23 protein-coding genes are annotated in these 21076 nt (G+C 65.6%); 14 read left to right on the top strand and 9 right to left on the bottom strand.

What is annotated here, in order from left to right:
• Position 1 precedes the first annotated feature (1 nt).
• Positions 2-2038, bottom strand: a complete 2037-nt coding sequence (locus F4036_12575) for a S9 family peptidase (protein MYK38574.1) — start codon at positions 2036-2038, stop codon at positions 2-4.
• A gap of 139 nt (positions 2039-2177) precedes the next feature.
• Between F4036_12575 and F4036_12570 the strand changes: the two genes are divergently transcribed.
• The 9 genes from F4036_12570 (at position 2178) to F4036_12530 (ending at position 9576) form a co-directional block, all read left to right on the top strand.
• On the top strand, positions 2178-2657 hold the full coding sequence (locus F4036_12570; GenBank protein MYK38573.1) for a DUF2244 domain-containing protein: 480 nt from the start codon (positions 2178-2180) through the stop codon (positions 2655-2657).
• A 31-nt stretch (positions 2658-2688) separates the two neighbouring features.
• Positions 2689-3570 (top strand): cytochrome c oxidase subunit II, encoded by an 882-nt coding sequence (gene coxB / locus F4036_12565; GenBank protein ID MYK38572.1) that lies wholly within the window; start codon positions 2689-2691, stop codon positions 3568-3570.
• 16 nt (positions 3571-3586) lie between these two features.
• Complete coding sequence (ctaD, locus tag F4036_12560) at positions 3587-5158, top strand: cytochrome c oxidase subunit I (GenBank protein MYK38571.1); 1572 nt, start codon at positions 3587-3589, stop codon at positions 5156-5158.
• Positions 5159-5266: 108 nt separating this feature from the next.
• Entirely contained in the window at positions 5267-5845 is a 579-nt protein-coding gene (locus F4036_12555; protein MYK38570.1) for a cytochrome c oxidase assembly protein, read from the top strand.
• Positions 5845-6723 (top strand): cytochrome c oxidase subunit 3, encoded by an 879-nt coding sequence (locus F4036_12550; protein ID MYK38569.1) that lies wholly within the window; start codon positions 5845-5847, stop codon positions 6721-6723. Before F4036_12555 ends, F4036_12550 begins: the two co-directional genes overlap by 1 nt.
• Positions 6724-6739: 16 nt before the next feature.
• Positions 6740-7342, top strand: a complete 603-nt coding sequence (locus F4036_12545) for a hypothetical protein (protein ID MYK38568.1) — start codon at positions 6740-6742, stop codon at positions 7340-7342.
• A complete protein-coding gene (nth, locus tag F4036_12540; protein MYK38567.1) occupies positions 7339-7980 on the top strand; it encodes an endonuclease III in 642 nt (213 codons plus the stop codon). The genes F4036_12545 and nth overlap by 4 nt, the downstream gene beginning before the upstream one ends.
• A gap of 13 nt (positions 7981-7993) precedes the next feature.
• On the top strand, positions 7994-8821 hold the full coding sequence (locus tag F4036_12535) for a DUF692 domain-containing protein (GenBank protein MYK38566.1): 828 nt from the start codon (positions 7994-7996) through the stop codon (positions 8819-8821).
• Positions 8818-9576, top strand: coding sequence for a hypothetical protein (locus F4036_12530; protein ID MYK38565.1), 759 nt, complete (start codon positions 8818-8820; stop codon positions 9574-9576). Before F4036_12535 ends, F4036_12530 begins: the two co-directional genes overlap by 4 nt.
• On the opposite strand, the gene F4036_12525 is transcribed toward F4036_12530, so the two are convergent.
• Genes F4036_12525 through F4036_12510 form a run of 4 tightly spaced genes read right to left on the bottom strand, consistent with a single transcriptional unit; the run spans position 9573 to position 12113 of the window.
• Complete coding sequence (locus F4036_12525; GenBank protein MYK38564.1) at positions 9573-10352, bottom strand: hypothetical protein; 780 nt, start codon at positions 10350-10352, stop codon at positions 9573-9575. The two genes, F4036_12530 and F4036_12525, sit on opposite strands and share 4 nt — an antisense overlap.
• Entirely contained in the window at positions 10349-11413 is a 1065-nt protein-coding gene (locus F4036_12520) for an NAD(P)/FAD-dependent oxidoreductase (GenBank protein ID MYK38563.1), read from the bottom strand. The genes F4036_12525 and F4036_12520 overlap by 4 nt, the downstream gene beginning before the upstream one ends.
• 23 nt (positions 11414-11436) lie before the next feature.
• Positions 11437-11871, bottom strand: a complete 435-nt coding sequence (locus F4036_12515) for a type II toxin-antitoxin system VapC family toxin (protein MYK38562.1) — start codon at positions 11869-11871, stop codon at positions 11437-11439.
• Positions 11868-12113 carry a DUF2191 domain-containing protein gene (locus F4036_12510; GenBank protein ID MYK38561.1) on the bottom strand — a complete coding sequence of 82 codons (246 nt, stop codon included), beginning with the start codon at positions 12111-12113 and terminating at the stop codon, positions 11868-11870. The genes F4036_12515 and F4036_12510 overlap by 4 nt, the downstream gene beginning before the upstream one ends.
• A 176-nt stretch (positions 12114-12289) precedes the next feature.
• On the opposite strand from F4036_12510, the gene F4036_12505 reads away from it, so the two are divergent.
• The 4 genes from F4036_12505 to F4036_12490 all read left to right on the top strand — a co-directional run bounded on the left by F4036_12505 (position 12290) and on the right by F4036_12490 (position 14394).
• The gene (locus F4036_12505) at positions 12290-12916 is read left to right on the top strand and encodes a DoxX family protein (protein ID MYK38560.1); all 627 of its coding nucleotides are present in this window, start codon (positions 12290-12292) and stop codon (positions 12914-12916) included.
• 217 nt (positions 12917-13133) lie between these two features.
• Positions 13134-13472 carry a hypothetical protein gene (locus F4036_12500; protein MYK38559.1) on the top strand — a complete coding sequence of 113 codons (339 nt, stop codon included), beginning with the start codon at positions 13134-13136 and terminating at the stop codon, positions 13470-13472.
• An 18-nt stretch (positions 13473-13490) separates the two neighbouring features.
• A complete protein-coding gene (locus F4036_12495) occupies positions 13491-14027 on the top strand; it encodes an RNA polymerase sigma factor (GenBank protein MYK38558.1) in 537 nt (178 codons plus the stop codon).
• Positions 14014-14394 (top strand): hypothetical protein, encoded by a 381-nt coding sequence (locus tag F4036_12490; protein ID MYK38557.1) that lies wholly within the window; start codon positions 14014-14016, stop codon positions 14392-14394. The genes F4036_12495 and F4036_12490 overlap by 14 nt, the downstream gene beginning before the upstream one ends.
• A 140-nt stretch (positions 14395-14534) precedes the next feature.
• Here F4036_12490 and lpdA read toward each other — a convergent pair whose 3' ends face one another.
• Genes lpdA through aceE form a run of 3 tightly spaced genes read right to left on the bottom strand, consistent with a single transcriptional unit; the run spans position 14535 to position 20021 of the window.
• Complete coding sequence (lpdA, locus tag F4036_12485; GenBank protein ID MYK38556.1) at positions 14535-15971, bottom strand: dihydrolipoyl dehydrogenase; 1437 nt, start codon at positions 15969-15971, stop codon at positions 14535-14537.
• Complete coding sequence (locus F4036_12480; protein MYK38555.1) at positions 15968-17314, bottom strand: biotin/lipoyl-binding protein; 1347 nt, start codon at positions 17312-17314, stop codon at positions 15968-15970. The genes lpdA and F4036_12480 overlap by 4 nt, the downstream gene beginning before the upstream one ends.
• Before the next feature lie 13 nt (positions 17315-17327).
• Positions 17328-20021, bottom strand: coding sequence for a pyruvate dehydrogenase (acetyl-transferring), homodimeric type (aceE, locus tag F4036_12475; protein MYK38554.1), 2694 nt, complete (start codon positions 20019-20021; stop codon positions 17328-17330).
• 62 nt (positions 20022-20083) lie between these two features.
• Between aceE and F4036_12470 the strand changes: the two genes are divergently transcribed.
• Positions 20084-20707 (top strand): ribonuclease T, encoded by a 624-nt coding sequence (locus tag F4036_12470; protein ID MYK38553.1) that lies wholly within the window; start codon positions 20084-20086, stop codon positions 20705-20707.
• Between the two features lie 9 nt (positions 20708-20716).
• Here F4036_12470 and grxD read toward each other — a convergent pair whose 3' ends face one another.
• The gene (gene grxD, locus F4036_12465) at positions 20717-21037 is read right to left on the bottom strand and encodes a Grx4 family monothiol glutaredoxin (protein MYK38552.1); all 321 of its coding nucleotides are present in this window, start codon (positions 21035-21037) and stop codon (positions 20717-20719) included.
• Positions 21038-21076 lie beyond the last annotated feature (39 nt).

The raw sequence follows: 21076 nt of genomic DNA, 5'->3' as shown, positions 1-21076 counted from the left end.
CCTACTCGTCCGATTCGCTGGCGCCGTCGTGGCGCTTGAACCACTCCAGGATCGCGCTGACCTTGGCCAATAGCTGGCTGGGCCGCGCGGCCATGCTGTGCGAGGCGCCCGGCAGCCGAACCAGGGCGGTTTCCACGCCGCGCAGCTTCAGCGCCTGGTAGTACTGCTCCGATTCCCACATCGGCGTGCGCCAGTCCTCTTCGCCGGTCAGCAGCATCGTGGGCGTTGACACCCGGCCCGCCAGGGACAGCGGCGAGCGCTCCCAGTAGCCCATGGGGTCGTCCCAGGGCAGCGCCGGGAACCAGTACTTGGAGAACACCGGCGCGTAGTCGGCGCTCAGGGCGAAGCTGATCCAGTTGATCACGGGCTTGGCCACCACCGCGGCCGCGAAGCGGTCGTTCTTGCCCACGATCCAGGCCGTCAGCACGCCGCCGCCGCTTCCGCCCGTCACGTAAAGCCGGTCGGAGTCGATGGAGCCCCGATCGATGATCGCGTCCACCGCCGACATCAGGTCGTCGTAGTCCTCGCTGGGATAGTTGTGGTGGATGTAGCCGCCGAAGGCGTCCCCGTAACTCGAACTGCCCCTGGGGTTCGCATAGACCACGACGTAGCCGGCGGCGGCGAAGAGCTGCACTTCCACGGAGAAATGCGGGCCGTAGGCGGCGTGGGGGCCGCCGTGGATTTCAAGCAGCAGCGGGTATTTCTTCGCCGGATCGAAGCCCGGCGGCCAGACCACCCAGGCCTGGATGTCCTTGCCGTCGAAGCTGGACGGGTACCAGAACTCCTCGACCTGCCCCAGTTCGCGATAGTCGAGCAGGTTCGCGTTCAGGCGGGTCAGCCGGCGCGGCTCGTCCGTGCCGCGGCCGACCGCGATATCGGCGGGCGAGAGGGCGTCGCCGCGCGTAATCGCGTAGGTGTCGTTGCCGCCCACCGAAAACTGCGCGCCGGTGTACGGGCGGGTCAGCGCCAGGCCGCTCAGCTCGTCCGTCACGTTGGTGAGCCTGCCGCGCAGGTCCACATGGGCCAGCCGGGTCATACCCTGGTCTTCGTAGGCGAAATAAAGGCCCTCGCCGTCGGCGGACCAGTGCGGGCGCGACACTTCGCGGTCGAGGTCCGGCAAAAGTTGGCGGCGCTCGCTGCCGTCGCTGTTCATCACGTACAGGTTCGTGATCTGGTAGCTGCGAACGCGGTCGTCATAGCCGGTCCAGGCCAGCATCTTCCCGTCGGGCGAAACGGCCACCGAACTGTCCGGGCCGTCGCGGTCGGTCACGGCCTCGACGTCGCCCCCGTCCAGGCCGACCCGGTAGATCTCCGAGTTGGACGGGTTGAGTTCGGCGTCCTCGTTGCGGTTGCCCGAGAAATAGAGGCTTGCGCTGTCGGGCGACCAGGCGATCGAACCGCCGTGGTTGTAGTCGCCCGAGGTCAGTTGCCTGGGTGCGCCGCCCTCGGCGGAGACCACGAACAGGTGCGTGTAGCCGTACGGCAGGCGCCCTGCCCCGTCGGCGCGGAACACGGCGCGCTGCACCACTTCCGGCGGCCTGGCCCAGTTCGCGCCCCGGGGCTTGGCCGGCAGCGAGCCCATCGTGGGCGGCTTGGAAGGCACCAGCAGGGCGAACGCCAGCCAGCGGCCGTCCGGCGACCAGGCGAGATTGCGCGGCGCCCGGTCCAGCCTCGTGACCTGCAGCGTCTCGCCGCTGGACATCCAGCGCACGAACACCTGAACGCCGCGGCCGTCGCTGGACAGATAGGCCACGCGATCGTTGTCCGGCGCGATCCGTGCGCCCCTGTCGTTCACCGCGCCGGTCGTGAGCGGCCGTGCGTTTGTGCCGTCGATGTCGATGCGCCACAGGTTGGAGCGGCGCCGATCCTCCATGATGTCCATGAAGTTGCGGGTATAGACCACGAAGGAGCCGTCGGGACTCACCTGCGGATCGCTGGCGTAGGCGAGCGAAAACACGTCCTCGGGCGCGAGGTGGGGCTTGCCGGCCTCGAGCGCGGGCGTCAGCAGCAGCAATACAAGGGCAATACGCAGTTTCATGTTCGTTCTTCGTTGGTAGGAGGGGCCGCAAGGATAGTGCATCCTGGGGGCGAAGGCGTCCCGGGAGGGAGGGCGTCCCGCCCTCCGCGAAGGCGAGACGCCTTCGCTCCCAGGCGCTCCCAGGTAGAATTGGGGCTCCATGAAGAATGGTGATTCCGCTCCTCGAATCGTAATCCGCCCCAACTGCAATTTCACCGGCCGCGGCGCTTTCTGGCTGTTCGTCGCGATGACGCTTCCGGTGCTGGGCGTGGCGGTGGCCTGGGCGCTTCGCGGCTACTGGCTGATCCTGCCGTTCGCCGGCCTGGAACTGGCGATTCTGGGCATCGCGTTGGCCATAACCGTGCATCGCGGACGCTATCGCGAAACCGTCCGATTCGGCCGACGCTACGTGCGCGTGCGCAGGGGTTATGCGGGCCGTCAGGAACGGGTAGAATTCCCCCGGCCCTGGACCCGGGCCTGGATCGAACCGGGCGCGAGTCCTGCCTTGCCTGGGCGCCTTTTTTTGGGAGCCGGCGACGCGTCTTGCGAGCTCGCCGCCTGTCTCACGGAGGAAGAAAGGCAATCGTTGTGCCGGCGTCTGCGCGAATTGACGCGCGTGCCGGTTACCGCGCAAAAGTAGAAGGCAGCAAGTAGTAAGGAGCAACTGTTTGATGTATCGCAGCAAGGCACACGGCCGCTGGCTGTTTATCGGAATCGCCTCGGCCGCGCTGGCCATCGCCACACCGGCGGCCGCGGATTGGGCCCTGGACTTTCCCGCCAGCGCCACGGAACTCGGAAACAAGGTGCGGGGCCTGCATCACCTGGCCCTGATCATTTGCACCATCATCGGCATCGTCGTGTTCGGCGTGCTCGGCTATTCGCTGGTCAAGTTCCGCAAGTCGCAGGGCGCGCAGGCGGCGAAGTTCAGCCACAGCACCAAGGCCGAGATCGTCTGGACCGTGATCCCGGTCCTGATCCTGGTCGGCCTGGCCATCCCCACCGCCCGGGTGCTCATCGAAATGGAGGACACCCAGGCGGCCGATCTCAGGATCAAGGTCACCGGATACCAGTGGAAATGGCGCTACGAGTACCTGGACCACGGCATCAGCTTCTTCAGCAACATCGACGACGCCAGCAACGCTGCGTCGATGGTGGGCGCGGGCCTTGAATTGCACGAACACTACCTGCGCGACGTCGACAAGCCGATGGTCGTGCCGGTGGGCAAGAAGGTAAAGCTGCAACTCACCTCCAACGACGTCATCCACGCCTGGTGGGTGCCGGAGTTCTACGTCAAGCGCGACGCGGTGCCGGGAACGATCAACGAGACCTGGTTCAAGGCCGAGCAGACGGGCACCTTCCGCGGCCAGTGCGCGGAGCTGTGCGGGCGCGGACACGGGTTCATGCCCATCGTCGTGGAGGTCCTGCCGCAGGACGAATATGACGCATGGGTGGCCGGGCTGACGGCGCCGGCCGAGCCCGAAGCGCTCGAAGAACCCGAAGCCGCAATGAGTCAGACAATGCCCGCCGCAGCCGGCGGCGCATCCTCCCGATAACCCGGGGTAATCGAATATGAGCGATACGACACACGAAGAACATCACGACGGCCCGCACGCCTCGGGAATGTGGCGGTGGCTGACCACCACCAATCACAAGGACATCGGCACGCTGTACCTGGTGTTCAGCCTGATCATGTTCCTGGTGGGCGGCACGATGGCGCTGATCATCCGCACCGAGCTGTTCCAGCCTGGCCTGCAACTGGTGGACCCGCACTTCTTCAACCAGATGACCACGATGCACGCGCTGGTGATGATCTTCGGCGCGCTGATGCCGGCGTTCGTGGGCCTGGCCAACTGGCAGATCCCGCTGATGGTGGGCGCGCCGGACATGGCGCTGCCGCGCATGAACAACTGGAGCTTCTGGATCCTGCCGCCGGCCTTTTTGCTGCTGCTGGCCACGCTTTTCATGCCGGGCGGGGCGCCGGCGGGCGGCTGGACGCTGTATCCGCCGCTGATCCTGCAGACCGGCGACGCCTTCCCCTTCGTGGTGTTCTCGCTGCACATGCTGGGCGCGTCCTCGATCCTGGGCGCGATCAACATCATCGTGACCATCACCAACATGCGCGCGCCGGGTATGGGCTTCATGAAGATGCCGCTGTTCGTCTGGACCTGGCTGATCACCGCCTACCTGCTGATCGGCGCGATGCCGGTGCTGGCCGGCGCCATCACGATGCTGCTCACCGACCGCTATTTCGACACCAGCTTCTTCCTGGCGGCCGGCGGCGGCGACCCGGTGATGTTCCAGCACATCTTCTGGTTCTTCGGGCATCCCGAGGTCTATATCCTGATCCTGCCCGCCTTCGGGATCATTTCGCAGGTCATTCCGACGTTCTCGCGCAAGCCGCTGTTCGGCTACGTGTCGATGGTGATCGCGACTTCGGCGATCGCGTTTTTGTCCTACGTCGTCTGGGCGCACCACATGTTCACGGTGGGCATGCCGGCGGCCGGAATGCTGTTCTTCATGATCACGACCATGTTCATCGCGGTGCCTACCGGGGTGAAGATATTCAACTGGCTGGCGACGATGTGGCGCGGCTCGATCAGTTTCGAGACGCCGATGCTGTTCGCGATCGCGTTCGTGATCCTGTTCACGATCGGCGGGTTCTCCGGACTGATGCTGGCGCTGGTGCCCGCGGACATCGAGTACCACGACACCTACTTCGTCGTGGCGCATTTCCACTACGTGCTGGTGCCGGGCGCCATATTCGGCGTGATTGCCGGGGTCTATTACTGGCTGCCCAAGTGGACCGGCCACATGTACAACGAGACGCTGGGCAAGTGGCACTTCTGGCTGTCGACGATCTTCGTCAACATCCTGTTCTTCCCGCAGCACTTCCTGGGCCTGGCCAGCATGCCGCGACGGATCCCGGACTACTCCGTGCAGTTCACCGAGTTCAACATGATCTCGACCGTAGGCGCGTTCGGTTTCGGCCTCTCGCAACTCTTGTTCGTCTGGATGCTGGTCAAGTGCGTCAAGGGCGGCGAGCCGGCCAGCACCAAGGTCTGGGACGAGCCGGAGGGGCTGGAATGGACCGTGCCCTCGCCGGCGCCGTACCACACGTTTGAGACGGCGCCCAAGGTATAGCCAGGCGGTTCCCGGCAGGCCCATGTTCCAGAAGTCCCGAAGAGGCATCCACGCCGCACTGCTGGTTCTGCTGGCGATGGCGTTCTACGGCGGCTTCATCCTGGCGCAGTGGATAAGGAGCGGCGCGTGAAGCCGGCGCGAACGAAAACCGGCAACCGGCGCCTGGTGCTGACGCTGGGCGGCGCGGTGGCGGGCATGTTCGCCTTCGCGTTCCTGCTGACGCCGCTGTACGAGGTCTTCTGCGAGCTCACCGGACTGGACTCGGAGCGGCTCACGCGGGCGACGCAGCCCGCCGGAACAGCCGTCGCCTCGGAGATCGACGAGAACCGCACGGTCACCGTGGAATTTCTGACCAATACGATGAACCCGGCGGCCTGGGAGTTCCAGCCCGGCGACCTCAGCATCGAGGTCACGCCCGGACGCACGGCCGAGACCGTGTTCTACGCCGAGAACCTGCTTCCGCATGACGTCATTTCCGTTACCCGGCCCAGCGTGAGGCCGCTGGAGGCGGTGAGCCACGTTTCCAAGCAGGTCTGCTTCTGCTTCGAGGAGCAGGCGTTCGCGGCCGGCGAGCGGCGCGAGCTGCCGATGCGCTTCACGATTGATTCCGAACTGCCGGCGCACGTCGAGACCGTGACGCTGGCCTACACCCTGTTTACCGCCGAACCCGGTTTAGGAGGAAGTTGATGGCCGACACGAAATCGGACTATTTCGTACCGCATGGCAGTCCCTGGCCCATCGTGGCCTCGGTGTCCATGTTCGCCATGGCGCTCGGGGGAGCGCTGTGGCTGAACGGCTCGGACGCCGGAAGGACCGTGCTGCTGCTGGGCCTGGCCGGACTCACGTTCATGATGTTCGGCTGGTTCGGGACCGTGATCAGGGAGAACATCGCCGGTCTCTACAGCGACTGGGTTGACCGCTCGTTCCGCCAGGGAATGGCGTGGTTCATCTTCTCCGAAGTCATGTTCTTCGTCGGCTTTTTCGGAGCGCTGTTCTACGCCCGCATGCTGGCCGTGCCCTGGCTGGGCGGCGACGGCATCGGCGAGGCCACCAACAGCCTGCTGTGGTCCGGCTTCGAGTCGGAATGGCCCACCAACGGACCGGGCGAGATCGGCGGCGACGCGGAAGGCGGCTTCCAGACCATCGGCTGGAGCGGCCTGCCGCTTCTGAACACGGCCCTGCTGCTCACGTCCAGCGTCACGATCACGATCGCGCATCACGCGCTGAAGAGCAACAACCGCAGGCTGCTGAACATCGGCACCCTGCTGACGATCGTTCTGGGCGCCGTGTTCCTGTACGTGCAGGCCTACGAATACGTGCACGCGTACCAGGACCTCGACCTCAGGCTCAGCACCGGGATCTACGGCTCCACGTTCTTCATGCTGACCGGATTCCACGGCGCGCACGTCACGCTGGGCGTGATCATGCTGGTCGTTACCTACATCCGCATCCTGCGAGGGCATTTCACGCCCAACGAGCATTTCGGCTTCCAGGCCGTGTCCTGGTACTGGCACTTCGTTGACGTGGTGTGGGTGTGCCTGTTCATCTTCGTTTACGTGCTGTAGCAGAGGCTTTGTGCGCATGAGAAACAAACTGCAACTGGCGGCCTTCCTGGTGACGGCGGCCCTGTCTTCGCAACTGCTGGCCCAGGACGACCCGACGGCGGGCGACCCGGAACGCGGGCGCATACTGGCCGAGCCCTGCCTCGGCTGCCACGGCATCGAAGGCAACATGACCACCTATCCGCCCTACCACGTGCCGCGGTTGGGCGGGCAGAACCCCAACTACATCGTCAAGGCGCTGCAGGGCTACGCCGGCGACGACCGCGTGCACGACGGGATGCACGCCCAGGCCGCCGACCTGACCGAACAGGAACTCAGGGACATCGGCGCGTACTTCGGGGGGGAGGCCACCGTTGAAGCGAATGTGGAAGTCGAGCCGCCCGAATCCGGGATCTACTGCGTGTCCTGCCACGGCGTCAACGGCGTGAGCATCACGACCGAGTTTCCGCACCTGGCCGGCCAGCATGCCGACTATCTGAACGAGACCATCCGCCAGTACCTGGAAGGCGAACGCAGCGACATTTCGATGAACGCCTTCCTCAACATGCTCACCGAAGAGCAGTTGAACGAGCTGTCCGAGTTCTACGAGAGCCAGCCGGGCCTGGTTACGGCCAAGCGCTGAACGCCGAAAAGCGAGCGGAGATCTTCCGGCGGCTGAGCCGGTCGAATCCGCGCCCCACCACGGAGCTTTCCTACCGCTCGCCGTTCGAGCTGCTGGTGGCCGTGGTGCTGTCGGCCCAGGCCACCGACGTGGGCGTGAACAAGGCCACGAAGACGCTGTTTGCCGAAGCGGACACGCCGCAGGGCATGCTGGACCTGGGCGAGGCGGGCATTCGCAGCCACATCCGGACGATCGGGCTGTTCAACGCCAAGGCGGCCAACATCGTTTCCTTGAGCCGGATCCTGCTGGAGAAGCACGGGGGCGAGGTGCCGCGCGAGCGCGAGGCGTTGGAAGCCCTGCCCGGAGTGGGCCGCAAGACCGCCAACGTGATCCTGAACACGGCCTTCGGCGTGCCCGTGATCGCCGTGGACACCCACGTCTTCCGCCTCTCCAACCGCACCCGGATCGCGCCGGGCAAGAACGTGCTGGAAGTGGAGCAACGCCTGATGCGCCTGACGCCGAAGGAATACCTGATGCATGCCCATCACTGGCTGATCCTGCACGGCCGCTACGTGTGCCAGGCCCGCAAGCCGCGCTGCCCCGACTGCGTGATCGCCGACCTCTGCGAATACCCCAAGCGCCTGCGCCCCAAAGAGTAGAATCCCGGGGGAAATGACCCCCGTAATCGAAGGAATCTCCGGCGCCGGCCTCGGCCTCCGCCGCCCCTATCTCAAGCCGTTCACGGAAGAACCGCCGGAAGAGGTCGATTTCTTCGAACTGGCGCCTGAAAACTGGATCGGCGTGGGCGGCGCGCTCGGCAGCCGGCTGAGGTTCTTCACCGATCGCTGGCCGGTCATTTGCCACGGCCTGTCGCTGTCGATCGGCGGCCCCCACCCACTCAACGAGGCGCTGGTGCGCGACGTCGGCGCCTGGATGGACGAATACGGCGTGCGCCTTTACTCGGAGCACCTGAGCTACACCAGCGACGACGGCCAGCTCTACGACCTGCTGCCGATTCCCTGCACGGCGGAGGCGGTGCGCTACGTCTCCGGGCGGATACGCCAGGTGCAGGACATCCTGGGCCGCCGGATCGCGGTGGAGAACGTTTCCTACTACGCTTCCATGGGCGCGGAGATGAGCGATGCCGAGTTCCTGACCGCGGTCCTGGAGGAAGCGGACTGCGGGCTGCTGCTGGACGTGAACAACGTGTACGTCAACAGCACCAACCACGGCTACGACCCGCGCGCCTTCCTGGACGCGATTCCGGCCGACCGCGTGCTTTATTTGCACACGGCGGGCCACTACGACGAGGCGCCGGACCTGCTGATCGATACCCACGGCGCAACCGTCAAGGAAGAAGTCTGGGAACTGCTGGCCTATGCGTACAAGCGCCTGGGCCCGCGTCCCACCGTTCTCGAGCGCGACTTCAACCAGCCGCCCCTGCCCGAGCTGCTCGCCGAAGTCACCCGCATCCGCGACGTTCAACGCACCTGCGCATGACCGACGACTTCCAGGCCCTGCAACGCCAACTCACCGCCCACTTGCGCGACCCTCAGTCCAACCCGGCGCCCGAAGGCTCCGAAGACCGCCGCATCGCCATCTACCGCCGGCTGGTGTTCAGCAACGTGTCGCGCCTGCTGGCCGCGAACTTCCCCATAGCGCGCAAGCAGCTCGGCGAAGAGACGTTTTCCGCCCTGATCCGGGACTTCCTGCGCCAACATCGCGCCGAGACACCGTATTTCCCGCGGCTGGCTGGCGAACTGCAGGCCTGGTACCAGAAGGTCCAGCACCGCCGCGAGTATGACCCGGCGTGGCTGCGGGAGCTGATCCTGTTCGAATCGGAAAAGCGCCGAATAAGGAACTGCGCGGACCCGGCGCCCGCCCCGGAGATCGATCCCGACGGCGACGTCATTTCCGGCGTTCCGGCGCCGTCCCCCCTGCTACGGCTGCTGACGTTGCGCTACCCGGTGCACAAGGGGAAATCCATAAAGCTCGACGATACGCCTCCCGACGTGCCTTCGTTCCTGCTCCTGAGGCGCGACAGTGCAGGCCGGATGCGAACCGAGGAACTGGGCGTGCTGTCCGCGGGGCTGCTGGCCATGATCCTCGACGGCGCGACCCAGTCCGGCGCCGAATTGCTGGAAAACATGATGCATCAGGCGCCGGCGGACGCTCGCGCCCCCTTGATCAAGCAGGGCAAGGAACACCTCCGCCGCTTCCGCCGCATCGGCGTGCTCCTGGGAACGTACCGCTAACCCTGGGGCGTCGCCTTCAGTCTCCCCAGGCGCGGCTTCAACGCGAGAGCCAGGACGCCGGCGGCCACGGCGAACACGACAACCAGCACCCAGCCCGGCGGCCTGCCGCTCGCACTGCTGTAGATGGCCCACGCAATCACCCAGAGCCCCGAGGTGCTGACCAGCGCCACGCAGCCGTGCAGCGACTGGGCACGCGTCTTGAGCAGCAGCGTAAAGAAGTACAGGGTGAGTTGCCCTGTAACCAACTGCAGGAACACGATGGGATTGTCGAACGTGAAGAAGAGCGCAAGCGTGGAAACGAAGCCGAGCACCCCGAACGCGGCGTAGGGCGGGCGCCCGGTCAGGTAAAGAAACGCGAAAACGCAGGCCAGGACCACGCAGAGCGCCAGAAGCCACCAGATGACGCCCATGCAGGCGGTGATCAGCGCCAGCATGCTGAGCGCATTGCACATGTAGAACAGGAAGTCCGCCAGCGCCGGGCTGGTCGTGCTTCCCATTCCCGCGCGCAGATACCAGCGGTCCGACGTGTTCTGGGCGAACTCGAAAGACCCCGAGGCCATCATGAAGGCGACCGCAAGGTAGAAGAATCCCGGCGCATTGGCCTGGCCCGCAACGTAGTCCCAGTTGGCATGGACGGCCCAAAGCAGCAGCAGTGGCGACAGCAGCGCTATCGCATGCGCCGCGAACACCCACACCGCCACCGGCGCCGGCAAGTCGATCTGGGCCTTCAGACCCGCCGGGGCCGGCGTCGCCCCGACCTGGTTTTCCTCGTTCATTCCGGCCAACTCATGCGGTCGAAAAAGATCTTACCCGCCACCCGCCTGAACACGCGCGGCATGCGCAGCGCGGCTTCCACCATCGCTCCGGCCGGCAAGTGGTCGTAGGCCCATCGGGCCGCATGCTGCCAGGGGCGGCGCGGATAACCCTTGAGGATCACCTCGCCCGGATATGGCCCGCCATCCCGCAGGTAGTGCGCGATCGCCTGCCCGCCCAGGCGCCCGTAGAGATAGGCCCGATGGATCCCGCCCGCCGTGAGCGGCGACACCATGCCGGCCGCGTCGCCGAGCAGCAGGACGTCCTCGCGATGGAAGTTGCGCAGCAATCCGCCGATCGGGATGATCCCTCCGCGCTTCTCCAGCACCCTGCGTCGCGACAGGCCGAACAGGGGATCGATGCGCCGGATGAACCCGCGAAGATCGACCGAGTGCGTTGCATGGCACGCGAGCCCGACCTGCGTTACGCCGACTCCCGGCAGCACCCATCCGATGTAACCGGGCGCGAACTCCGTATCGACGAAGCAATGCAGGCTGAGTTCCGCCTCGGGGGCCGGTTCGTATGCGTACTCCACTCCCTTCAGGTAGCGCGTGTTCCGATCCAGCCCCATGAGCTTCGCGACCGGCGAACGGGCACCGTCGGCGCCTACCAGGAATCGGCATGACGTTCCCGACTCCGACAGGACCCAGTGTCCCCGTTCCCGCCTTGCGCCACTGAAGGCTTCGCCCACGCGGATTTCGACACCCGTTTCCGCGGTTTCTTCCTGCAGCCATCCAAGCAGCCCCGCCGTGTCCGTAGCCAGAAAGAAATAGTCGTCCCGCTCGACCACAGCGGAGCGCAGGCTCGGTCCGTACACCCGCACCTGCCTGATCTCCCGGACCAGGCGCTCCGGCGCCGCCCACTCGTCCTGCGCTTCCTTCACCAGAATGCCCGTCGTGTGTATGTGCTGCCCCGCTTGCTGCTTCTTCTCGATCACCAGCACCTGCAGACCTTGCCCGGCCAGCTCCCGTGCGCACGCCAGCCCCGCAAAACCGGCCCCGACCACTACCACGTCGTAGTCCACTAACGAATGAAGCGGAACAGGGACTAGCCTTGCAAGGGGTTACGAACAGCAAGCCCGGGAAAGCGGCTGAAGTCACGGTCAGCCGTCCACAATTCCGTCACGCCGTGGGCAATGCAGATCGCTGCAACACGTGCATCATGAACGAGTGATCCCGTCACCCTACCCTCTTGCAGTAACCCGGTGAGGACTTGCCAATGCTCACCGGTTTCACCGAGCAGCACGGCTGCCGGAGACTCAAGCCACGCGCCTACCTGATCGATGGCTTGCGACAGCGTTGAAGCCGGGTCGTATATGCGCGGATGCGTGGCGACAGCCACAAACTCGTGGATACAGGGCCAAGGCAAGCCCCAACTGATGCGGCCATGCGCCAGATCCTCAATCCGGGACTTCGCGCGATCGTGCCACTGGGAATCGGCACGGTGGGCATACACGAGGATATTGGTATCCGTCGCAATCAATTCCCACGACCTTCATAGATCGACTCACGAATTCGCGCCCAGTCAGAATCACTGTATGGCGCCTTGAGTCCTTTGCCGGCAACGCTGGCGTCCCGCAAACGGAAACGCTCTTCCTTACGGTCCGCACGCAACACTAATCGCAGGCCGCGCTCGATCAGCGCGCGTAGCGTGATGTTCTCTCGCGCCGCATGCGCTTTGGCGGTCCGGGCCAAATCATCGGAAATCTCAATCGTAGTCTTCAATATGGGTTCCCATATCATTAATTATGGGTCGCCATGCTACTTCTCCAACTTTGCAAAATCAAGCCTCACGAGGCTATCGCACTTTTCCCCCGCGAAAATACCGGAAAAAGGAGCGAGAGCATCGACATTTCGTGATCATGAACGGAAACCGGAGGTACGTGATAATCTGCCGGGTCATGAAGAATTGGCTGAACTCTCTTGTCCGGTTCGGGTGCGGCGGGATGAAGCGCCTGCACACCGTGGACTGGCTGGCGCCTCTGGCGATCCGTTTGTACCTCGTGCCCGTGTTCTGGGTGGCCGGAACCAACAAGTGGCACCCGGAACGGGGACTGGAATTCACGGCCCGGTTTTTCGACCGGCTGGGCTATCCGCTGCCCGAACTGATGGCTTTCCTGGCCACGGCGACTGAAGTCGTCGGCGCGATCGCGCTGCTGCTGGGTCTGGCCACCCGCCTCGCCTGCATCCCGCTGATGTTCGTGATGACCATGGCCGTGACGACCGTGCACTGGCAGAACGGCTGGCAGATCACGGCCGACCCGCGCAGTCCTTTCCCCAGCGAAGACGTCGGTGCGGCGCGGGAACGCCTGAGCGAAGCGCGGCGCATCCTGCGCGAGCAGGGCGAGGCGCTGCACGGCGACTCCGGCTGGTTCACCGAATTCGGCAGCATCGTCATCCTCAACAACGGCGTCGTGCTGGGCGTGACCTACTTCGTGATGCTGCTGGCCCTGTTCTACCTGGGCGGCGGCCGCCACGTCAGCCTCGACCACTACATCGCCCAGGCCTGGCGCCGCCGCGGACAATAACCCGGTAACGGGGCCGCGCCCTTGGGGAGCGAGGGCATGTCCCTCGCGGCGTCCCGCCCTCACGGTTCCAGTGCAGGACGTAGTGTCTCTGAATCCCGCGCATCCAAACGCGTGCGTAATAGCATCTCTACTCTATGAACGTTCATGAACCCGGGAGGAACGTATGAATAGCGAACAGCTCGCCCTGTTGATTCCGATCGTGGTCCCCACGGTGACCATGCTGGTGATCGGCGGGATAATTGTGTTGATCACCTACTTCAGATTTCGCAGGCGTCGCGAGGTGCAGGAAACGATCCGTATTGCGATCGAGAAGGGCCAGGAACTGCCCACGGAGTTCCTTGAGACGATCAGCAGCCCGAAAAACCGACCCAAGAAGGACCAGGACCTGCGTCGCGGCGTTGTCCTGACCGCGGTGGGCCTGGGAATCGGGGCCTTTGGCTTCCTGGTCGGAGAAGACGACGCCGTGGGCCCGCTGATGGGCATCGGATCCATTCCGCTTCTGATCGGACTGGCGTTGACGGCCTTGTGGATATTGCGGACGCGTCACAACCAGTAAGCCTGCGCGGAGCGTGTCATGCAGGAAAGCGACCGGCAGTGCGTGCTGCGGGCGCGGGCCGGCGACCACGCGGCGTACGGCGAGCTGGTCGCACGCCATCAGGGACGGGTGCGGGGCTGGCTGGGCCATCTGTGCGGCAATCACGCCGAGGCGGACGACCTGGCGCAGGAAGCGTTCGTGCGCGCCTGGACGCGGCTCGGCGATCTCAAGGACGCAGCCCGCTTTTCCTCCTGGCTCATGAGGATCGCCTACAACGAATTCCTGCAAAGCCGGCGCCGGGCGCAGAAACACAAACGGCTGGCAGAACGGCTGGCGACGGAACAGGATGTGCATGGGACCATAGCGCCGGGCACGCAGCCCGAACACGCGATCGAACTGGAGCGCGTGCTCTCGATTCTTTCGGAGCGCGAACGCGCGGTCGTGGTACTGAATTATGCTTACGGTTACTCGCACGGCGAGGTGAGCGAGTTGACCGGCCTGGCGCTGGGCACGGTGAAGTCGTTGATCCAGCGCGGCAACCGGAAAGTAAGGGAGAGACTTGATGAACGAGCCTGACACCGGCAGGGAGATCGACCGCGAAATGGCGGCGCTGTTCTCTGCGGCCGAAACGCCGCCGGAATCGGACGAGCAATTCGTGGCAGGGGTCATGGGGCAGATCCGCCGCCGCGAACGGATGCGGTGGTGGGTGTTGGGAAGCGCTGCGCTGATCGCGTGCGTGTTCGGCCTGCCGGCGCTGTGGGAATTGCTCGCCGCCTGGAGCGGCGCGGCCCCGAATCTGCTGGACGGCCTGGGTGGCCGGGTGGATCAGGCCGTGACTCTGACCGGCGATTTGCTGAACACGGCCGTGCGATCGATCACGTTCCTGACGGGCGCCGCGCTGGCGCTCATCATTTTTCCGCTGCTTCGCTGGCTGGCCGACTAGCCCACACACCGCCCACGACTTAAGGTCTTTGCCTCACCCCTCTTGGGGGGAGCGTCGGCGACAGGAGTCGCCGCCGAGCCCCATGGATGGGTTCATGCGTCTCCCACCAAGAGGGGTGAGGCAAAGACCGCAGGGCTTGGCTAAGCTTTCTTCGGTGCGCGGCGGGGGAGGTAGAGGTCGGTAATGGTGCCGAGGTAAGCCTCGGCGGCCATGCCGACGGATTCGGACAGCGTGGGGTGCGGGTGGATGGTCAGAGCCAGGTCCTCGGCATCGGAGCCCATTTCGATCGCGTGCGCTACTTCGGAGATGAGGTCGCCGGCGTTCACGCCGACGATGCCGCCGCCGATGATGCGTCCGTCTTTGGCGTCGAACAGCAGCTTGGTCATGCCTTCCGAGCGCTGCATGGAGATGGCGCGGCCGCTGGCCGCCCAGGGAAACGCGCCCTTGCCGTAGTCCACGCTCTGCTCTTTGGCCTCGGCCTCGGTCATGCCCACCCAGGCGACTTCCGGATCGGTGTAGGCCACCGACGGCACCACGCGGGCGTCGAACGCGACTTTCATGCCGGACGCGGCTTCGGCCGCGACCTTCCCTTCATGGGTGGCCTTGTGCGCCAGCATGGGGTGGCCGATGATGTCGCCGATCGCGAAAATGTGCGGCTGGTTGGTTCGAAGCTGCTTGTCCGCCGGGATGAAGCCGTGCTCGTTGACCGTCACGCCGGCTTTCTCCGCATCGATACTGGCCCCGTTGGGCACGCGCCCCACGGACACCAGCACCCGGTCGAACACGTCCGGCTTCGGAACCTTGTCCTCCGGGAACGAGGGCGTCCCGCCCTCGAACACAACCTCGATTCCCTTGGCCGTGGCTTTCGCCGAAGCCACCATCACACCGGTGTGTATCGCCGCGTACTGCTTGCGGATGCGCCGCTCCAGCGGCTTGAGCAGATCGGCGTCCGGCCCCGGCATCAGCCGTTCCAGCGCTTCCACCACCGTGATCTCGCTGCCCAGCGCCGCATACACCGTGGCCATCTCCAGGCCGATGATGCCGCCGCCGATCACCAGCAGCCGTCCGGGAATGTCGTCCAGCAGCAGCGCGTCGGTCGAATCCATGATCCGCGGGTCGTCGGGCAGGTTGGGGAGCGGGCGGCTTTGCGAGCCAGCGGCGACGATGCATTGCTCGAATTCCAGCGTTTCGACGCTGTCTGCGGTTTCCACGGCCAGTTGGTTGGGGCCGGCAAACCGCCCCGTGCCCTCGAGCACGGTCACCTTGCGCTTCTTTGCCATCCCGGCCAGCCCGCCCGTCAGCCGGCCCACCACGCCCTCGACCCAGGCGCGCGTCTCGGCCGGCTCCAGCGTCGGCGCGGCGTAGCGGATGCCCGCTTCCGCGACGTGCTCGGCCTCGTCCATGACCCTGGCCAGGTGCAGCAGCGCCTTGGACGGAATGCAGCCGACGTTCAGGCACACGCCGCCCAGCGTGGGATAGCGCTCGACGAGCGTGACCTCCATGCCGAGATCGGCGGCCCGAAAAGCCGCCGTGTAACCTCCAGGCCCGGAGCCCAGCACCGCCAGTTGCGTCTTCACCCGCCGTTCTCCGTACCGCTTTCGTCGTCAACCGGCGCGAGCAGCCGGTCCGCGTCGGCCAGCAGCGCGCACAGGCGGGTCGTGAACCGCACTGCCGTGGCCCCGTCGATCACGCGGTGGTCGTAGGACAGCGACAACGGCGCCATCAGCCGCGGGCGAAACCCGATTTCGCCGAAAACGGGCATCATGCGGGCCCGCGACACGCCCAGAATCGCCACTTCCGGCGCGTTGATGATGGGCGTGAACGCGGTACCGCCGATGCCGCCAAGGCTCGAGATCGTGAACGAGCCGCCCTGCATCTCGTCCGGCGCCAGCTTGCCGTCTCGGGCCTTGCCGGACAGCTCCTGGAAGGCCCGCGCCAGGCCGGCGACGTCGAGCCTGTCGGCGTCGCGGATCACCGGCACCAGCAGTCCGCGTTCGGTGTCTGCGGCGAACCCAAGGTGCACGAATTTCTTCAGCGCCAGCGCCGCGCCGCCCTCGGTCAGCGACGCGTTCACCGTCGGGAACTCCTTCAGGCACAGCACGGTGGCGCGCGCCACGAAGGCTAGCAGCGTCAGGCGCACGCCGTCGGCGGCCAGTTCGGCCTTCAGCGCCTTGCGCCGCGCCTCGACGTCGGTGATGTCGGCCTCGTCGTGCTGGGTCACGTGCGGAACGTTCACCCAGCTCGCCCAGAGCCGCGGCCCCGAAATCTTCTGGACCCGCCCCAGCGGGACCAATTCGATCTCTCCGTGCGCGGAGAAATCGACTTCCGGGACCTCCGGCAACCCGGCGCCGGGCGCGCCGCGCTCCAGCGCCAGCTTGACCCAGGCCTTGACGTCGGCCTTGCGGATCCGGCCCTTGACCCCCGATCCGGTGACCGCGGCCAGGTTCACGCCCAGTTCGCGGGCGAACTTGCGCACCGCGGGCGACGCGTGCGCTTTGGAGAAGCCTTCCTCGTCGATGGGTGGCAGGGTCCCGGGCGCGGAAGGAAGCTGTTGGGCCGCCGCGGGCGCAGACGGCGCAACCGTGGCCTGCGGAGCAGGCGCAGCCTGCGCGGAAGGAGCCGCGGCGGGCGCATCGGCGGCCGCGGGCGCCGTTTCGTCCGGTTCCGCCGACGCGGGGGCCTCGCCCTCCAGCTCGGCGATCACGTCGCCCTCGTTGACCGTATCGCCCACCCCAACCTTCAGGCTGAACACGCGCCCGTCGAAGGGCGCGGGCACGTCCATGGCCGCCTTTTCCGTTTCCAGCGTGATCAGCGGGTCGTTGGCCGCGACCTCCTCGCCGGCGGCCACGGCAACTTCGACGACTTCCACATCGGTGAACTCGCCCAGGCCGGGCACGCGAACTTGGGTAACTTCGGGCATGTTTCCGGGGAAATCAGAGTGTGACGGGATCGGCCTTCGCGGGATCGATTTCCCATTTCTGCATCGCTTCGGACACCTTGCCCGGGTCGATCCGTTCTTCCGCCGCCAGCGCCGACAGCGCTGCCGCCGCGATGTAGCGCGAATCCACCTCGAAGTGGTTCCGGAGCGCCGCCCGGCCGTCGCTGCGGCCGAAGCCGTCGGTGCCCAGCGTGATGAACGTCCCCGGCACCCATTGCCGTATCGAATCCGGCAGCGCCGCCATGTAGTCGCTGGCCGCGATGAACGGCCCCGTGGCGTCGCCCAGTGCTTCAGCCAGGTACGGGCGGCGCGGCTCCTCGCCGGGATTCATGCGGTTGTAGCGCTCGCAGGCCATGCCGTCGCGGCGCAACTGGTTGTAGCTGGTGACCGACCAGACGTCGGCCTCGACGCCGTACTCCGTGCGCAGCAGGTCCGCTGCGCCCACCGTCTCGTTGAGTATCGCGCCGGATCCGAACAACTGCACCCGCTCGGCGTCTTCGGCGCCGTCCCCGTCGCCCGGCAGCCGGTAGATGCCCTTGAGGATGCCCTCGCGCCAACCCCTGCGCATCGGCGGCTGGCGGTAGTTGTCGTTCATCGTGGTGATGTAGTAGAAGACGTTCTCCTGCTTCTCGAACATGCGCCTGAGCCCGTCCTGGACGATCACGGCCAGTTCGTAGGCGTAGGCGGGGTCGTAACTGAGGCAGTTCGGCACCGTGGAGGCCGCCAGATGGCTGTGGCCGTCCTGGTGCTGCAGGCCCTCGCCGGCCAGCGTGGTGCGTCCCGAGGTGCCGCCGATCAAAAAACCGCGCGCCTGCGAATCGCCGCCGGCCCATATGAAGTCGCCGATCCGCTGGAAGCCGAACATCGAGTAGAAGATGTAGAACGGGATCATCGGCAGGCCGTGGGTCGAATACGACGTGCCGGCCGCCAGCCAGGAGCAGAACGATCCGGCCTCGTTGATGCCCTCTTCCAGGATCTGGCCCTTGATGTCCTCCCGGTAGGCCATCAATTGCTCGGAGTCCTGCGGCGTATAGAGCTGGCCCACCGAAGAGTAGATACCAAGCTGCTTGAACATGCCCTCCATGCCGAAGGTGCGGGCCTCGTCGGGCACGATGGGCACGACGTGCTTGCCGATGGTCTTGTCGCGCGTAAGCATCTGCAGGAGCCGGACCAGCGCCATCGTGGTGGAAATGGAGCGCGTGCCGGAACCGCCGGTGACCGACTTGAACTTGCTCAGCGCCGGGGCCTTCAGCCGCGCCGCCTTCGTTACCCGCTGCGGCATGAAGCCGCCCAAACGGCGACGGCGCTCCTTGAGGTAGCGAATCTCCTCGCTGTCCTCCTCCGGCATCCGGAAAGGAATCCTGGTGCTCTTCAACTGCTCGTCGGTGACGGGGATATTGAAGCGGTCCCGGAACTCGCGCAGCGCGTCCAGGTCCAGCTTCTTGGCCTGGTGGGCGGTCATGCGGCTTTCGCCGCCCTCGCCCATGCCGAACCCCTTGACGGTCTTGGCCAGGATCACCGTCGGCCGCCCCTTCTGCTGGATGGCGCGCTCGTAGGCGGCGAAGACCTTCAGGCGGTCATGGCCGCCCCGGTTCAAAAGCTCGATGTCCTCGGTGGACATGTGCGCCACCTGGTCTTTCAGACCGTCGATCGCGCCGAAGAACTTCTCGCGGGTGTATTCGCCGCCCAGGGCCTTGCAGTTCTGGTACTCGCCGTCCACACACTCTTCCATGCGCCGGCGCAGCAGGCCGTTGTGGTCGCGGGACAAGAGCGGGTCCCAGCGCGAACCCCAGATCGACTTGATCACGTTCCAGCCGGCGCCCAGGAAGGCCGCCTCCAGCTCCTGGATGATCTTGCCGTTCCCGCGCACCGGCCCGTCGAGGCGCTGCAGGTTGCAGTTGACCACGAAGATCAGATTGTCCAGGCGCTCGCGCACGGGGACCGTGATGGCGCCCAGGGATTCGGGTTCGTCCATTTCGCCGTCGCCCAGCATGCACCAGACACGGCGGTCGCCCATCTCGGCGAGGCCGCGATGCTCCAGGTAGCGCATGAAGCGCGCCTGGAAGATCGCCATCATCGCACCCAGGCCCATGGATACGGTCGGGAACTGCCAGAAGTCCGACATCAGCCAGGGGTGCGGGTAGGACGAGAGACCGCCGCCGCCGACCTCCTGGCGGAACCGGGCGAGTTGCTTATGGGTCAGCCGGCCTTCCAGGAACGCGCGCGCATAGATGCCCGGAGAGGAGTGCCCCTGGAAATACACGAGGTCGCCGCGGTTCTCCTTCGTGGGCGCGCGCCAGAAATGGTTAAAGCCCACTTCGTAGAGCGTCGCCGCCGATGCGTAGGTGGCGATGTGCCCGCCGAACTCGGAACTCTTGCGGTTGGCGTGCACCACCATCGCCATCGCGTTCCAGCGGATGTAGTTCTCGATCCGGCGCTCCAGCGCCACGTCGCCCGGGTATTCGGGCTGGTCGGCCCGGTCTATCGTGTTGAGGTAGGCGGTGTTGGCGGCATAGGCCATGTGCGCGCCCGAACGGTGGGCGCGATCGGTGATTCGTCTGAGGAGAAAGGCCGCGCGTTCGGGGCCGTGCGAGCGCAGCACGGAATCGATCGACTCCAGCCACTCGCGGGTCTCCAGCGGGTCGCTGTCGTGGAAGGGATTGGCGCGTTGTACGGGGTCGTCTGGCATACAATCAGGCCGGCAAAAATAATGTATTCGTGTAGTCGGACCAGCCTTTAACGGCGTTTCCCATGCAAGCTCCCTGGAACCTGAAAGATCGTTTTCGCGGCTTCATGCCGGTCGCGGTGGATGTCGAGACCGGCGGCATCGACCCGGAAGCCAACGCACTGCTTGAAATCTCCGCGGTGCTGTTCACGGTGTGCGACGACGGGCAACTGGCGCCCTCCGAACACGTCTGGCTGCACGTACTGCCTTTCGAAGGCGCCGAGATCGACGAAGAGGCGCTGCGCATCAACCGCATCAAACCGAACCACCCGTTGCGGCCCGCCGTGCCGGAGCGCGAAGCCCTGCGGCGCGTGTTCCGCGTCGTGCGCCGGGAACTGAAAGCCACCGGCTGTTCACGCGCCATACTCGTGGGCCATAACGCGCACTTCGACCTGTCCGTTCTAAACGCGGCGATCAGGCGCAGCGGCATCAAGCGCAACCCGTTTCACCGGTTCAGCGTGTTCGACACCTGCACGCTGGGCGGAGCGATGTTCGGCCAGACCGTGATGAGCCTGGCTGTCCGGGCCGCCGGCCTGGAGTGGAACGAGGAGCGCGCCCATTCGGCTCTTTACGATGCCCAGTGCTGCGCGCAACTCTTCTGCGAGGCGGTCAACCGGATCAACGAGAAGTCCAACCCCGCGCTACGCTAGGCGCCGCGCCTAGTCCAGGTCCTGTACGAGTTCCCGCAGCTCGCCGGTGCGAGCCATCTGCGTAACGATGTCGGCGCCGCCCACCAGTTCGCCCTGCACGTACAACTGCGGAAAAGTGGGCCAGTTCGAGTATTCCTTCAGCCCCTGGCGCAGGTCCGGATCCTGCAGAATGTCCACGTAGGCGAAGCGTTTACCGCACTGGCGCAACGCCGCGACGACCTGCGCCGAAAACCCGCACTGGGGGAAATCCGGCGACCCCTTCATGTACAGCAACAGCGGAAATTCCTCGATCTGCTTGCTGATTCGCTGCTCTAATTGCTTGTCCTGCATGGCCCTGGAGTGAATTTCAAACGAATCCGGCAATTATAG

This window comes from Gammaproteobacteria bacterium (assembly GCA_009845905.1).
Taxonomy (GTDB): Bacteria; Pseudomonadota; Gammaproteobacteria; order Steroidobacterales; family Foliamicaceae; genus Foliamicus.
Note: the sequence above shows the minus strand (reverse complement) of the source record. Positions and strands in the feature narration are given on the sequence as shown.